Genomic DNA, 13,795 nt, shown 5'->3' on the forward strand with positions numbered 1-13,795 from the left:
GGGCCTTCCGCCAGATTCGTTATGAGTAGCCCTCATAACGATCCCATGCAATGGTTGGAATCTGGAGGAGGCTTCTTTTTTTGCTATAATCAGAAATCGTAATGACTTCTAATCGTCATTTGTTTTCATTCCATTCAACCATAAACGAGTACTTAAGTCTAAAATAAATAAATCATCTGCATCATCTAAGGAACAATTAGTTAAAGTCTCTATTTTTCTTAAGCGATAAAGAAGTGATTGTCGATGTAAATTTAGTTCTCGAGCCGTTTGACTTACATTGCCTCGATTATGATGATACGTTGTAAATGTGTGCAATAAATTAATATGCCGTTCTTCAGAGTACCGTAGAAGTGAATCAAGAACAGAACTAGCGATATCGATTAGTTCATCGTTTTTTAATAAATTTTCAATAATTCGGTCAGCTGTTGTATCAGCAAAAGTCGATATTGCATTAGAACTTTTTCTTTTTCTCCCAATTTCAAGCGCTCGTTTAGCTTCTTGATAGCTAGACGTGAAACAAGAGTAACCATATTGTTTCGCGATGCCCCATGTTAGAGTAATAGTTGGATATAAATAGTAAAAGCGACTGACTAATTTGGTAATATACGTCCTAGTTTGTTGATTCGCATTTTGATGATTTACTTCTAAAAAGATAATTAATTCTTCTTGCTGATACGTAACCATTGACTTTAGTGCCATCGATTTTGCGACACTCTCTGCTTCTTCTTCCATGTGACGAATACATTCGTGAAGCCAGTGATCAAACGTAATTGTCAGGTGCGTTATGGATTGAAAGCTTTGTCTTAGCTGGTCAGGTTTAGCAACGACGCAAATATACGGTAGATTCATTTGATATCCAAGTGATTTGGATCTTGAAAGCATCGATTCTTGTGAGTGAATAGACCCCCTCGTTAGTTCCCAGACAAAATCATCTCGAAGACGCCATTCTGCTTCTTTCGCTGCTTGCTCATGCAGAAAATGTATAGCAACAGCTGTTGTTGCATGTTCAAGTAACATAACCCATTCTTTATGTTCCTCTTCTGTAAAGGGTTCGGCACTAAAACCCCCCACGACAATATACCCTTGGATATTTCCAGCTGAGTGAATGGTTAACTGAAGAGCGTAACCTCCTGAGTATGGAAGCCACTCAAATGTATTTCCGAGCGAGTGATAAATACCATCCTCTTCTAGCTGTTCTTGCATGAATAAAATCCATCTATTTTGTAAGTCTTCGGCAACATCATGACATTTTCCACGGATTACGCCTCGTTTATCTGCTATAAACACTTCACAGCCAATCGAAGAAGAAAAGTGTTCAGCGACCACGTCAAGAGATTGCCCCGATAAAATACAGTGAAGCAGAGATTTTCGAATCGTCTCAATTTTATCAAAATACTGTCGTTTTTTTTCATGAATTTGTTCAAGTACTTGCTCTAAAATATCTGAAAATCGCACAGACCAATCTAATTCAATTAAAATGAAATCATTTTGTAAAGCTAGATTAATAACAGGAGGAGGAATTTTGTCAACAAAGGGACCTAATGCAATGGCTAACGCAGATGCACCTGAATTTATTACATCATGAACAAATGAATAAAATAACTCTTGATCGTGCCCGCATCCGACACCAGAAGTTAGGACAAGTTCATTTTCACGAACGAAAGATTCCACAGGTGTTTCAATAACTGAAACCCAATTTACATAGGTAGTTTCCAACTTTTGAGTACCTGTTCGAATCGAAGAATCTTTAAAAATTGCTAAAGATTGAACATCCATCATGGTAATACTCATATAGCTAACCTCCTTAAACATGAAGCACTAATTGTATTGTATCTATTATCAGACTATTTGTAAAAATAGATGAATCATCGTATTGAACTTTCATACAATTTGTTGAATGTTTTCTTTAATATTTTGGAATATGATGAAGTAAATAGAGGAAGGGGTGGCACCATGAAAACAAATAGACAATTAAATGATGCGACGCAATCTGTTTGGGCTGGTGAAAAGGAGTATTTGGTGCACGGGGCAACGCAAGTACCAGTTGTGCTTAGTGTTGCTTATAATTACGATGATATTGATGAATGGTATGAAGTCGCCATTGGAAAAAGGAAAGGTCACATTTATGGGAGAAATACAAACCCTACTGTTCAGGCATTTGAAGATAAAGTGAAGGCGCTTGAACACGCAGATGCTGCAACAAGTTTTTCAACAGGGATGGCTGCCATTTCCAATTCTTTACTAACAGTTTTAAAACCAGGAGATCGAGTTGTCTCTATAAAAGATACTTATGGTGGGACAAATAAAATATTCTCAGAATTTTTACCTAGGTTGCAAATAAATGTATCGTTAGTTGAAACAGGAAATCATGATGAAATGGAAAAGGAAATAGCAAAAGGCTGTAAGCTCGTTTATTTAGAAACTCCTACCAATCCAACGGTTAAAATCACTGATTTAGTTCGGATTACTAAAGCGGCGAAAACTGCAGGAGCTTTGGTCTTCGTGGATAATACATTTGCAACACCTATTAATCAAAACCCACTAACATTCGGTGTCGATCTCGTCATCCATAGTGCAACCAAATTTCTTGGCGGTCACGCTGACGCATTAGGTGGAGTGGTGTGTGGTTCAGAAAGTCTTGTGAAAGAAATTTATCATTATCGTGAAATTAATGGGGCTACAATGGATCCAATGGCTGCTTATTTGTTATTAAGAGGAATGAAAACACTAAAATTAAGAGTAGAAAAACAACAAGAAAACGCACTAAAAGTCGCTAAGTATTTATCAACCCATGAAAAAATAGAGCAAGTGTTTTATCCAGGGCTAGAAACACATAAACACCACGATATTGCAAAACAGCAAATGAGCGGGTTTGGTGGTATGTTAAGCTTTGCTCTAAAAGGTGAACTTGATGCGGTTCGACAATTTTTACCAAAGCTTGAGTTTGCTCATCGTGCTGCTAACCTTGGAGCTGTTGAAACAACCGTAGGACCTGCAAGAACGACGAGTCATGTGGAGAATACGGAAGAGGAACGTGCTGCTCTTGGGATACCAGAAGGACTCGTTCGCTATTCAGCTGGAATTGAAGATATCGATGATCTTATCTCGGATTTAAAGCAAGCTCTTGCTGCAATTGATGTCTAGACAAAGGGGATGTATCTATGGTTAGTATTGACAAACTAATTACATGGAGAAGACATCTTCATCGCGAACCTGAGTTGAGTTTTCAAGAAATCAAAACAACAACTTATATCATTGAACAATTACAAGGATTGCCTGGTGTTCGTTTACAAAGCGGTATCGATCAAATAGGTGTTGATACGGGGGTTCTGGCAATAGTCGGTAACGGAACCGGACCAATTGTCGGTCTCCGGGCAGATATTGATGCACTACCGATTACAGAAAAAACTGGTGTCTCCTATCAGTCATGTAAACAGGGGGTTATGCATGCATGTGGCCATGATGGTCATTCCGCGATGTTACTAGGCGCTGTGCATACTCTATCTAATCTCTACCAATCTGGTAAGTTAAAAGGTACTGTGAAATGTTTATTTCAACCTGCCGAAGAAGCAGAAGATGATCAGGGAAAAACAGGTGCCCAGTATGTCTTGGAAAAAGGCGTGTTAGCTGATGTTGAAGCAATTATAGCCCTTCATCTTGATCCAGAGATTCCTCTTGGAAAGGTTAAATTAAAATCAGGACCAGTAATGGCTAATGTTGACACGTTTAAGTTGACGATTTCAGGTACAGGTGGTCACGGAGCCTATCCTGAACAGACTGTTGATCCCATTTGGCTCTCGTCATTCATACTCCCTTATTTATATAGCTTACCTAGCCGTAAGCTTGCAGCTCTTGAACCTACTGTTTTAAGTATTTGTCAAATATCTGGTGGAGCTTCAACGAATGTCATTCCCTCAGAAGTAACATTACGAGGAACGATGCGCACATATTCTGAGGAAGCTAGAGTGCAACTAGTAAATGAACTCAACCGTGGTTTAAAAACGATTATTGAATTAGGTGGAGCATATGATCTACATGTTCACCAAGGAGAGCCAGCTCTCCTAAATGATGATGAACTCACTCAAATGATGGAAGAAGTCTTACATGAAGTTGAACCAAATTGTTTCATTCTTTATGAATCATTTGGAATGGGCGGAGAAGATTTTAGTCATATCACAAGAAAGATTCCAGGAGTCATGCTGTTCCTTGGTGCACAAGCAGAAACGAAAACAAGTCTTCATCAACCAACTTTTAATTTTGATGAACTCGCAATGGATTTTGGTTTACGGACCCTTGTCGAAGGAGCCTTACGTATGATCAAAAGAAGGAGGGAACCAGATGGCTCATAAACTTGCTTTAATTGGTTTTGGTGGCGTTGGCCAAGGTTTTGTCAACATTCTAAGAGAAAAAAAAGAGAAATTGTTTGAAAATCATCACATCGATTTCAAAGTGGTATCCATTTCAGATCTTTATAAGGGCTCCTTACACCATCCTGATGGACTTTGCTTAGATGAGGTCATAAAAGCGGTTCAAGACACAGGTTCTTTAGATACCTATCCGAACCATGACGGTTTAATCCGTGATTTGAGCAGCAAAGAGACCATTGAGCGAACAAATGCCGATTCAATCGTAGAAATGACCTTTACTGATGTTCAAACAGGCCAGCCTGCTATTGATCATTGTAAATGGGCTTTCGGTCATAAACGAAATGTCGTCATGACCAATAAAGGACCGGTTGCATTAGCCTATAATGAATTATCAAACCTGGCCAAGGAAAATGGTGTTCAATGGTTATTTGAAGGAGCTGTTATGAGCGGAACTCCAGCCCTTCGATTGCCACAAGTGACCTTAACAGGAAATGAAATAACGGAAATTAAAGGCATATTAAACGGAACGACAAATTATATGCTCATGCGTATGGAGGATGGGCTTGACTACGAGGAAGCCCTTAAGGAGGCGCAAGATTTAGGTTATGCAGAAGCAGACCCAACCGCGGACGTAGAAGGGCATGATGTGTTATATAAGATATTGATTCTAGCAAATGTAGTGTTAGGAGTTCCATTAAAACGAGAAGAAGTCGAATGCATTGGGATTTCAACGATAAGTAAAGCTGATATCAAAAAAGCAAAAGAGTTAGGGAAAAGGTGGAAACTAGTAGGTGCAATTAGACAAAAAGAAACAGGGGTAGAGGCCACAGTACAACCTGAACAGCTAGATTTAGATGATCCCTTGGCTGGAGTGATGGGAGCGATGAATGCCATTACGTATACATGCGATTTATCAGGACCTATCACATTAGTCGGAGCAGGAGCGGGAATTAGGGAGACAGGATTTGCTGTGCTCATCGATTTAATCGAAATAAACCGTCATAAAAAGGGGATGGAGGGATAGCATGTCGACGCAAATTACTCAAGAGCGAATGTTAATTGGTGGTCGTTGGGTTCATAAAAATGAGTCAATAGATGTGTATGATCCTGGTACGGGTGAATTAATCGCTACCGTCCCTGAAGCGACAGTAGAAGATGTAGAGTTTGCTATTGAAACAGCACGTGAAGGTTTGCTAAAAAGTGCACGTCTTCCGGTTCATGAAAGAATGAGGATTCTTCACGGCGCCGCTTCTTATATAGAGTCGAATCAAGACGTTTATGTAAGAACAATCGTGTTAGAGAGCAGCAAAACTATTAGAGAAGCGAGAAAGGAAGTAAATAGATGTATTGAGACACTAAGGATTAGTGCAGAAGAAGCAAGACGAATTGAAGGAGAAACCATTCCTTTCTCACAAATGCCTGGACATGAAAATCGAGTTGGATATGTGTATCGATTCCCAGTTGGAATTGTTGCGGCGATCACTCCTTTTAATGATCCATTAAATCTCGTTGCTCATAAAGTTGGTCCAGCAATTGCAGCGGGAAATGCTGTAATCGTTAAACCCGCAACCGCTACGCCATTAAGTGCAATTCGCTTGGCAGAAGCCTTTTTACATGCGGGGTTACCTGAAGAAGTGTTATCTGTATTAACAGGTCGAGGTGCAAAAATTTGTGATCCCTTAATTGAACATGAGGAAGTTCGGTTTGTTTCGTTTACTGGTGGATATACAACCGGTAAAGAAATTACCCGAAAAGCTGGAGTGAAAAAGACAGCAATGGAATTAGGATCGAATTCACCAACGATTGTGTTAGAAGATGCCGATATAGCTGAAGCTGTATCAGCGACCGTATCTGGATCTTTTGGGGTAGCCGGTCAAAATTGCATCGGGGTTCAACGTATTTTTGTTGACAATTCAATTTACAAGACCTTTCTAGATCAATTTATTACCGCAACAAAGAAACTAAAAGTTGGGTTAAAAACAGATGAAACAACCGATATGGGGCCATTGATTTCCGAGAAAGAAGCAGAGAGAGTGGAGCGGTGGATTACTGAAGCAATAAGATTAGGAGCGAAGTTAAGGTGTGGAGGAAGAAGAACAAAGGCTTTTTTAGAACCTACTGTTTTAACGGAAGTTCCTGAAACCGCCGCAATCTCTCAATATGAGGTGTTTGGGCCTGTTGTTATGATTGAGTCAGTTCATTCATTAAATGAAGCGATACAGCGATCTAATCAAACGGGATACGGCTTACAAGCAGGGATCTTTACGAGCAATTTAGAAGAGGCATTTGAAGCTGTCCATCAATTACAATTTGGTGGCGTGATGATTAATGATAGTAGTGATGTCCGGATTGACGCTATGCCATTTGGAGGAATCAAAGGTTCTGGAATAGGTAGAGAAGGTGTTCGTTATGCAATTGAGGCAATGACTGAGCAAAAAGTAGTCGCGTTTAAATTAAAAAAAACTCCATTTTTTTAGGAGGATCGTAGTAGAGAGAGAAAGAGGGTGACGTGATTGTTCGCATTAGAAGAGTATACACAAAGGTTAGAGGCTGTCAAGAAGCGAATGGTCGACGAAGGGGTAGATGTTCTCCTTATTTCTAACCCTTCGAATATGTTTTATTTAACAAATTATTCTGCTTGGAGCTTTTATGTCCATCAGATGATGGTTGTCACATTAGAAGATGCACAACCCATATGGATTGGTCGGCAAATGGATGCAAGTGGTGTGGGGAAAACAACGTGGCTTGATGAACACCATATCATCTCATACCCTGACTTTTACGTGCAATCAACGGAAAGACATCCGATTGATTTCGTAGCTAATATATTAACAGAGATTGGTCAGAGTGCTCGGACAATTGGAGTTGAAATGGATGTTCATTATTTTACTGCACTATGTTATGAACGTTTAAAGAGAGGATTGCCAAACGCTACCTTTAAAGATACTTCTAGCCTTATTAATAGGGTTCGGTTAATCAAATCGACACAAGAAATTAACTATATGAAAAGGGCTGGAAGAATTGTCGAAAGAGCTATGACTGCAGCCTATGAACGTGTCCAAATTGGTGTTAGAGAATGTGATGTAGCTGCCTCTATCTATTATGCGCAAATTCAAGGAACTCCTGAATTTGGAGGAGATTACACGTCAATCGTTCCGATGATGCCATCAAATGAAAACACATCCTCCCCTCATTTAACCTGGACGGATAAAACGTATGAACAAGGAGATTTTTTAACAATTGAAATCGCAGGCGCATACAAGCGCTATCATGCTCCAATGGCTAGAACGATGTCAATTGGTACGGCACCAAATGAGGTAAAGGATTTAGCTAAGGTTGTAGAAGAAGGGATAGAAGCAACACTTAATTATATTCAACCAGGTGTAAAAGCCGAAGAGGTAGAGAGAGTATGGAGTAAAGCGATTGGGAAATACGGTCATCGAAAAAGCTCAAGGCTTGGGTACTCAGTTGGTTTAAGTTTCCCGCCTGATTGGGGTGAACACACCGTGAGCTTTCGTCCAGGAGATGACACGATATTACAGCCAAACATGACTTTTCACCTTATGCCTGGTATTTGGTACAGCGATTACGGTGTTGAGATCACAGAAACGATTCGAATTACAGATAGTGGTGTTGAATTATTAACGAATTTCTCGCGTGACTTATATGAAAAACCAGTGCTCGGTCTTTTACCAGATGAAAATACCTCCTAGCGTTAATGGAAACGGCTTTTGCAATAGAACACCGTATTAAAATGGACCTGATAAAAGATGGAAAGCTCGAAGGAGTAATAATACTCATGCGAGCTTTTTCTTATCTTTTACTAAAACATTTTCATTTCGAGTTACGAAAAAAATTCGTGACGATTTTATAAGGCGGTGATAAGATACTAATCAAAGAGAAAAGAAATGGAGTGGACGGTTGGTATGAAAAACAAATCACTTGTTTTTACATATGGGGTCGTCTTTTTTGTGATGATCACTTGGGGATTAAATGTTGTGTTACTCAAAGTTCTAGTGGAAGCATTTTCTCCCGTGACGATGACGGCTTTTCGGGTAATGATCGCGGGAATAGCAGCAATAACGATCGTTTTATTTGGTCGTTCAATAAGAAAACTAACAAAAAAGGAATGGCATCTTACCTTTTTAGCAGCGCTTTTTGGATCGGTAGGGCATCATTATTTTCTAGCAACTGGATTAACGTTAACGAATGCGTCAAATGCGGTTCTAATTCTTGCTTTGTTGCCACTAACAACCTCCATACTTGCTGTTATTTTCTTGAAGGATTGTTTAACAAAATGGCGGTTATTTGGAATAAGTGTTGCTTTTGTTGGTGTATTATTAATTCAAGGTGGAACTGGAAAGTGGTCAATAGATCTAGGAGAGTTTTATGTTTTTCTTGCGATGTTTTTTCAAGCGGTCAGTTTTATCTATATAAAAAAGGCAACTGAATCCCTTGATTCTAAGCAAATGACAAGCTTAATGCTGTTACTTGGCTCAGTCGGGCTTTTAATCATTAGTTTAATTATAGAGCCAACAGGATTCAAAAGCCTAACTTCTGGTTCATTTATGATGTATTTGCTATTCTTTATTTCTTCTATTTTTGCTACTACTGTCGGTCATTTCTTATTTAATGCAGCGATACAGAAAATTGGAGCAGGACAAACGGCGATTTTTAACAATTTTGTTCCTTTCTTCGGATTAATTTTCTCAGCTATTTTCCTTAAAGAGCAAGTTTATTGGTATCAATCATTTGGATTTATGTTTATTGTAGTTGGTGTTCTTTTTGGTACTGGTTATATCGAAAGGTCGTTTCTAAAAAACAAGCACCATTCAGTACAAGAAAAAGGTATGTAGTGAACAGTCAGTTAAGTGAAACTAAAAATATAAGTGGTGATGCTTGTGCTACAGGTATCACTTTTTTGTCTCCAAATGAAGGGAAGTGTGTTACGACTGTTATGCATGTTCCTTTAATTCTGACAAATTTTCTCGACAGAGCGGTTAACTTATATGGAGATAAGCTTGCTATTATTGGTGATAAAAATTCGTATACATACGCCGAGTTAGGGGAAAGAGTCAATCAATTGTCTAACGGTTTGAAAGCGCTCAACATTGAAAAAGGTGATAAAGTAGCTTATCTGGCTCCTAATACAGTAGAAATGCTAGAGGGGTTTTATGGTACCTTTCAAGTAGGTAAGGTAATGACACCTCTGAATACTCGACTGAAATCCGAAGATTATCTATATATATTAAATCATATTGAATCTAAAGTTTTGTTTGTTGATGCAGAGTTGTATCCACTGGTGGAACCTATCTTAAAAGATTTACCTAATGACGGTTTGTCAATCTAACTGCGACACTTCTTCCCAAACTGCTTCGTATGAAGTTTTCCAACCAAGACAATTTAAAAAAAGTTATTGTCCAAGGAGAAAAAGGGAATGAAGTAAACTATGATCAATGGCTTTCACAATTTTCCTCTTCCTCGTTTGATCGCGTCTTATTAGAAGAATCGGATGTGGCTAGCTTATTGTATACGAGTGGGACAACTGGAAAACCAAAAGGTGTCATACTTACTCATCGGAGCAACTATTTACAAGTCTTATCAACTCAACACCATCTTCGTGTGTCTGATCAAGACACGTTGCTTCATGTATTGCCGGTGTTTCATGTGAATGGATGGGGCTCTCCTTTTTATTATACAGCTAACGGGGCAACTCAGGTTATGAAAAGTAGATCCAGAAGTTATCTTTGATAAGATTGCTGCTCATAATGTGACGGTTGCCCATATGGCGCCAACGGTTTTAAATATGTTACTGGAATATCAAAAACAAAAAAATATACAGATGGCAATCAAATAAGTATTATCATAGCTGGTTCAGCACCACCACCAGCTTTTGTAACAGCAGTGGAAGAGGGGTTAGGGTGGAAGTTTATTCAGGTATATGGAATGACGGAAATCTCTCCGCTCATTACGATTTCAGAAATTAAATCTCAATATGTAGTAGAACTGAGTGAACAATCAAAACTGAAAGTGAAGACGGGCTACGCGATGATTGGATCAATGGTTAAAGTTATTGATGTAAATGGAAAGGTTTTATATAAGACCAACCCAACTCATTCCAAGTAGCCAGTTTCGGTTCGCATTACTATAGTAAAAAAGCAAGGATAACTTTTAAGTTATCTTTGCTTTTTATTAAAAGATTGGAAAGTACACGTTATGAACATAATAAAGTATGAAAGCCTATTCTAAGAAAAAACAGCTATCTCCTTTTTTCTTAGCTGACAAAGAAATTAATCGTTGGGTGCACAACTGTTTGGAGTTCTGCTTGCTGCTCAGCTGTTAAAGGAATAAGAGGTAAGCGAACTTGCCCCACTTTGATCCCTTTCATTTCAAGTGCTGCTTTTACCGCTGTTGGGTTAGGAGCCATAAAAAGAGTTTTCATAATCGGTACAAGTTGACGATGCTGCATAGCGGCAGCTGTAACTTGACCTGCTTGATAATTGCGTACCATTTGTTGCATTTCATTTCCAATTATATGAGATGCTACAGAGACAACACCTGTACCACCAATGGCCAATACTGGTAAGGCTAAACTGTCATCACCACTATAAACTGAAAATCCTTCAGGTGCGTGTTCGATAATAGAAGCGATGGCATCTAAATCACCACTTGCTTCTTTCGTAGACACAATATTTGGTATTTGAGCTAAACGAAGAGTTGTTTCAACACTCATATTAACAACACTGCGACCAGGTATGTTATAAAGCATAACAGGTAACTTGGTTGTATTAGCTATCGCACTAAAATGTGCATACATACCTTCTTGAGAAGGCTTATTATAGTAAGGAACAACAAGCATAATAGCATCTACGCCAATTTCTTCAGCTTGCTTGGTAAGTTCAATTGAGGCTTGTGTATTATTTGAGCCTGTTCCTGCTATAACAGGAATTTGTCCATTAACTGTTTCGACAACTGTTTTAAAAAGGATAAGTTTTTCTTCTGTTGACAAAGTAGGTGATTCACCTGTTGTACCCGCTACAACTAAAGCGTCTGTTCCATTTGACATTAAATGAAGCACAAGTTCCTTTGTTGCCTCAATATCAAGTTGTCCATGTTGATTAAATGGTGTTACCATTGCAGTTATAATTCTTCCGAAATTCATCCAATTCACCCTCAATTCATCAAATTTTCCACGTACGTTGGGCTAGATGGGCTACTGGGAGGCACAAAAAAACAACAATGAGGCCTCTACTCATTGTTGATAGGTTATGCATGACTAACAAGCAAAACCATTCAATGTGTGAGATAGCCCTCCATATAGCTTCTGCTATATGACAGTACTGCTCTTATTCAGAACAGTCCCAGCTCATGAGATAATGAGTTCTCATAAAGCTTCGGCAAGCACCCCTTTTTATTAGCTTCTACAGATCCCATTCTCCTCAGCTAACATACTAATGATAATTGCACCTCTACCCTCACTTCAATATTTGAAGTAAGATATAACGTATTTTGAGTTTACCTTACCAGATGTTTTAATTCAATGCAATGGTTTAACGGATTTTTCTTTTTTTTGTTGATGGGATTAACAATAAATTTAAGAGCTTGTCTAATTCTTGACTGCATTGAACAGTAGCGTCTGCAGTCATCCCGTATTTTTTTGCAAAATTCAACATTTGTAATCGTTTTTCTTCTATTTCCAAATGCAGCATTTTTTCCAACTCCAACTCAATTAATTATAACAAAACAGATTGGCATAGTTGCTGTTACTGGAAAACTAATCTTGGATCGATTTAGGCAATCTGTTCATAATGATTATTATAACCAAAAGAAAATTGTTGAAAAGTGTTTCTGTTAAAGTAGTCATAATCAGATTAAATAAGTGAGGAATCGACAAGATTCTCGTGGTTGAAACAATTTCTAAATATTTTCAGATTGAAACCAGTTGGTTAACCGCACAATAGAAGAAGGAGGGATTCCAATGAGATATAGGAACTATCTACTGATTGCCGTCATATTTCTAACAGGTTGCACGATACCACAACAGGAAGATATGGGGGCCAATTCAGATCGTAATGAAGGATTTAGTGGGTATGGTGTTAATCAAATGAGAGAACTGGAAGGGCCTCTTTCAGATTTAATGGTACCAGACGAAGCCCCGAACGGCTTAACCGATCCTGCTTCAGAATTAGTCCAACAAGGAGCTTATATAACGGGGAGACGTGACTTGAGTATCACTAAGGATAGATCGATTAACGGACAGCGAATCTTAAGTAACCGTCCTGGTGTTCTAAGGGGAATGTACTCACATAGCAATAACCCAGATGTAAATAAAAGCAACCAGAAGGGTAAGCACTATCAAGCAACAAGTGATCAAACTAGAACGATTGAACAACGTGTAGAATCTCTACAAATTGTGCGTGACGCTCATGTGATTACAGATGGTAATCGAATCATAATAGGGCTTGAATCAAGTGAGCAAGATCGACCAAAGCTGATTCAAACTGTTAAAGAGGAAATAGCAGAAATGGTTGACTTAACCAATGTGTATATTACAACAGACCGGCAAATCATCAATCGAATGAATGCACTTGAACATGGTGTCGGATTACCAAGACCTTTTGAATCAATAGGAGGAGCGGTAGGAGACATTGTTGATTTAGTGGACGATGCCGCACATGGACGCAGATAAAAAAGCAAGGGATAAGCTCATCCCTGCTTTTTTATTTTGGGTTATTTGATTATCACTAACAGCTAAGACATTTAATAGATGCCTAGCTCCTCTGTAACAGACAAAAATTCTCGTTCCATTAATTTATGGGACATGACCGAATTTTCATAATAGACACGGGCATTCGTAACTTGAAGAGGATGTATGGGTTCTTTCATGTCTTCAAGAATTCTACGGAGCGCGTCCAATTCAACGAGAGTAGATAAATGTACATTATGAAAACCATCAAAAGGTTCTGGTCTTTCTAGTTTTATGAACTCTTCACTCTTTCTTCTAATTTGGTCGAGCGTAGATATAGTGGCATTTAAACTCTCTTGATTAGCTTGATTTTGCTGAAATAAAGTAGTCATGTTCTCTAATAAACTAGCCGTTTCAGCTAAATAAAAACCAGCTTCATTTGCATATTTGGTTTGGCGTTCATCTTGTGGCAGTCTTTCTTGATTTTGTCCTTTTATGTTTGGGGGTTCTAGGCCAAGACGCTCTGTATTAAGCTGCTGAGCTTCAACATCGTTGGCAATATCAGCTTCAGAGTCAGCTCCACAGCTAGTTAGCAGTATACTAGCTCCTACTAGTAGAAAAAGATTCTTCTTATTCAAGGTAGATCAACCTCCGTTAACAAATGTTTCCTTTAGTATGGAACCCAGCAGGAAAAAGTATGCATGAGTTAGAGCTTTCCCTCGTATGATGTTAAAAAGGGCGA

12 protein-coding genes, 1 pseudogene and 1 riboswitch are annotated in these 13,795 nt (G+C 38.7%); of the genes and pseudogenes, 9 read left to right on the plus strand and 4 right to left on the minus strand.

Translation table 11 applies throughout. From position 1 onward, the window contains the following. Positions 1-108: 108 nt before the first annotated feature. Positions 109-1,791 carry a PucR family transcriptional regulator gene (locus tag LDX58_RS07810; protein WP_227936268.1) on the minus strand — a complete coding sequence of 561 codons (1,683 nt, stop codon included), beginning with the start codon at positions 1,789-1,791 and terminating at the stop codon, positions 109-111. Positions 1,792-1,953: 162 nt separating this feature from the next. Between LDX58_RS07810 and LDX58_RS07815 the strand changes: the two genes are divergently transcribed. The 8 genes and pseudogenes from LDX58_RS07815 to LDX58_RS25870 all read left to right on the plus strand — a co-directional run bounded on the left by LDX58_RS07815 (position 1,954) and on the right by LDX58_RS25870 (position 10,493). After that, positions 1,954-3,144 (plus strand): cystathionine gamma-synthase family protein, encoded by a 1,191-nt coding sequence (locus tag LDX58_RS07815; RefSeq protein ID WP_227936269.1) that lies wholly within the window; start codon positions 1,954-1,956, stop codon positions 3,142-3,144. Between the two features lie 17 nt (positions 3,145-3,161). Further along, positions 3,162-4,349 (plus strand): M20 metallopeptidase family protein, encoded by a 1,188-nt coding sequence (locus LDX58_RS07820; RefSeq protein ID WP_227936270.1) that lies wholly within the window; start codon positions 3,162-3,164, stop codon positions 4,347-4,349. Continuing rightward, a complete protein-coding gene (locus LDX58_RS07825) occupies positions 4,339-5,391 on the plus strand; it encodes a homoserine dehydrogenase (protein WP_227936271.1) in 1,053 nt (350 codons plus the stop codon). Before LDX58_RS07820 ends, LDX58_RS07825 begins: the two co-directional genes overlap by 11 nt. 1 nt (position 5,392) lies before the next feature. Further along, the gene (locus tag LDX58_RS07830; protein ID WP_227936272.1) at positions 5,393-6,844 is read left to right on the plus strand and encodes an aldehyde dehydrogenase family protein; all 1,452 of its coding nucleotides are present in this window, start codon (positions 5,393-5,395) and stop codon (positions 6,842-6,844) included. A gap of 36 nt (positions 6,845-6,880) precedes the next feature. Next, complete coding sequence (locus tag LDX58_RS07835) at positions 6,881-8,080, plus strand: M24 family metallopeptidase (protein ID WP_227936273.1); 1,200 nt, start codon at positions 6,881-6,883, stop codon at positions 8,078-8,080. Between the two features lie 195 nt (positions 8,081-8,275). Continuing rightward, positions 8,276-9,223, plus strand: coding sequence for a DMT family transporter (locus LDX58_RS07840; RefSeq protein WP_227936274.1), 948 nt, complete (start codon positions 8,276-8,278; stop codon positions 9,221-9,223). Continuing rightward, on the plus strand, positions 9,223-9,717 hold the full coding sequence (locus LDX58_RS25865; RefSeq protein ID WP_372459123.1) for an AMP-binding protein: 495 nt from the start codon (positions 9,223-9,225) through the stop codon (positions 9,715-9,717). The genes LDX58_RS07840 and LDX58_RS25865 overlap by 1 nt, the downstream gene beginning before the upstream one ends. A 29-nt stretch (positions 9,718-9,746) precedes the next feature. Then, positions 9,747-10,493, plus strand: a pseudogene (locus LDX58_RS25870) (AMP-binding protein). A gap of 148 nt (positions 10,494-10,641) precedes the next feature. Here LDX58_RS25870 and dapA read toward each other — a convergent pair. After that, positions 10,642-11,529, minus strand: a complete 888-nt coding sequence (gene dapA / locus LDX58_RS07850) for a 4-hydroxy-tetrahydrodipicolinate synthase (protein WP_227936275.1) — start codon at positions 11,527-11,529, stop codon at positions 10,642-10,644. Positions 11,530-11,665: 136 nt separating this feature from the next. Then, a riboswitch (Lysine riboswitch) is annotated at positions 11,666-11,847 on the minus strand. 70 nt (positions 11,848-11,917) lie between these two features. After that, a complete protein-coding gene (locus tag LDX58_RS07855) occupies positions 11,918-12,076 on the minus strand; it encodes an aspartyl-phosphate phosphatase Spo0E family protein (RefSeq protein WP_289623467.1) in 159 nt (52 codons plus the stop codon). 269 nt (positions 12,077-12,345) lie between these two features. Between LDX58_RS07855 and LDX58_RS07860 the strand changes: the two genes are divergently transcribed. Next, positions 12,346-13,056: a YhcN/YlaJ family sporulation lipoprotein gene (locus LDX58_RS07860; protein ID WP_227936276.1), complete on the plus strand. Its 711-nt coding sequence runs from the start codon at positions 12,346-12,348 to the stop codon at positions 13,054-13,056. A 71-nt stretch (positions 13,057-13,127) separates the two neighbouring features. On the opposite strand, the gene LDX58_RS07865 is transcribed toward LDX58_RS07860, so the two are convergent. Continuing rightward, positions 13,128-13,691, minus strand: a complete 564-nt coding sequence (locus LDX58_RS07865; protein WP_227936277.1) for a DUF6376 family protein — start codon at positions 13,689-13,691, stop codon at positions 13,128-13,130. Positions 13,692-13,795: the final 104 nt, after the last annotated feature.

Source organism: Alkalihalobacillus deserti, assembly GCF_020734105.1.
Classification (GTDB): Bacteria; Bacillota; Bacilli; order Bacillales; family Bacillaceae_D; genus Halalkalibacter; species Halalkalibacter deserti.

Bases quoted from the DNA above. Each gene is read 5' to 3' on its own strand.
- LDX58_RS07810 (WP_227936268.1), bottom strand. From the start codon at position 1,791: ATGAGTATTACCATGATGGATGTTCAATCTTTAGCAATTTTTAAAGAT.
- LDX58_RS07815 (WP_227936269.1), top strand. From the start codon at position 1,954: ATGAAAACAAATAGACAATTAAATGATGCGACGCAATCTGTTTGGGCT.
- LDX58_RS07820 (WP_227936270.1), top strand. From the start codon at position 3,162: ATGGTTAGTATTGACAAACTAATTACATGGAGAAGACATCTTCATCGC.
- LDX58_RS07825 (WP_227936271.1), top strand. From the start codon at position 4,339: ATGGCTCATAAACTTGCTTTAATTGGTTTTGGTGGCGTTGGCCAAGGT.
- LDX58_RS07830 (WP_227936272.1), top strand. From the start codon at position 5,393: ATGTCGACGCAAATTACTCAAGAGCGAATGTTAATTGGTGGTCGTTGG.
- LDX58_RS07840 (WP_227936274.1), top strand. From the start codon at position 8,276: ATGGAGTGGACGGTTGGTATGAAAAACAAATCACTTGTTTTTACATAT.
- dapA (WP_227936275.1), bottom strand. From the start codon at position 11,529: ATGAATTTCGGAAGAATTATAACTGCAATGGTAACACCATTTAATCAA.
- LDX58_RS07855 (WP_289623467.1), bottom strand. From the start codon at position 12,076: ATGCTGCATTTGGAAATAGAAGAAAAACGATTACAAATGTTGAATTTT.
- LDX58_RS07860 (WP_227936276.1), top strand. From the start codon at position 12,346: ATGAGATATAGGAACTATCTACTGATTGCCGTCATATTTCTAACAGGT.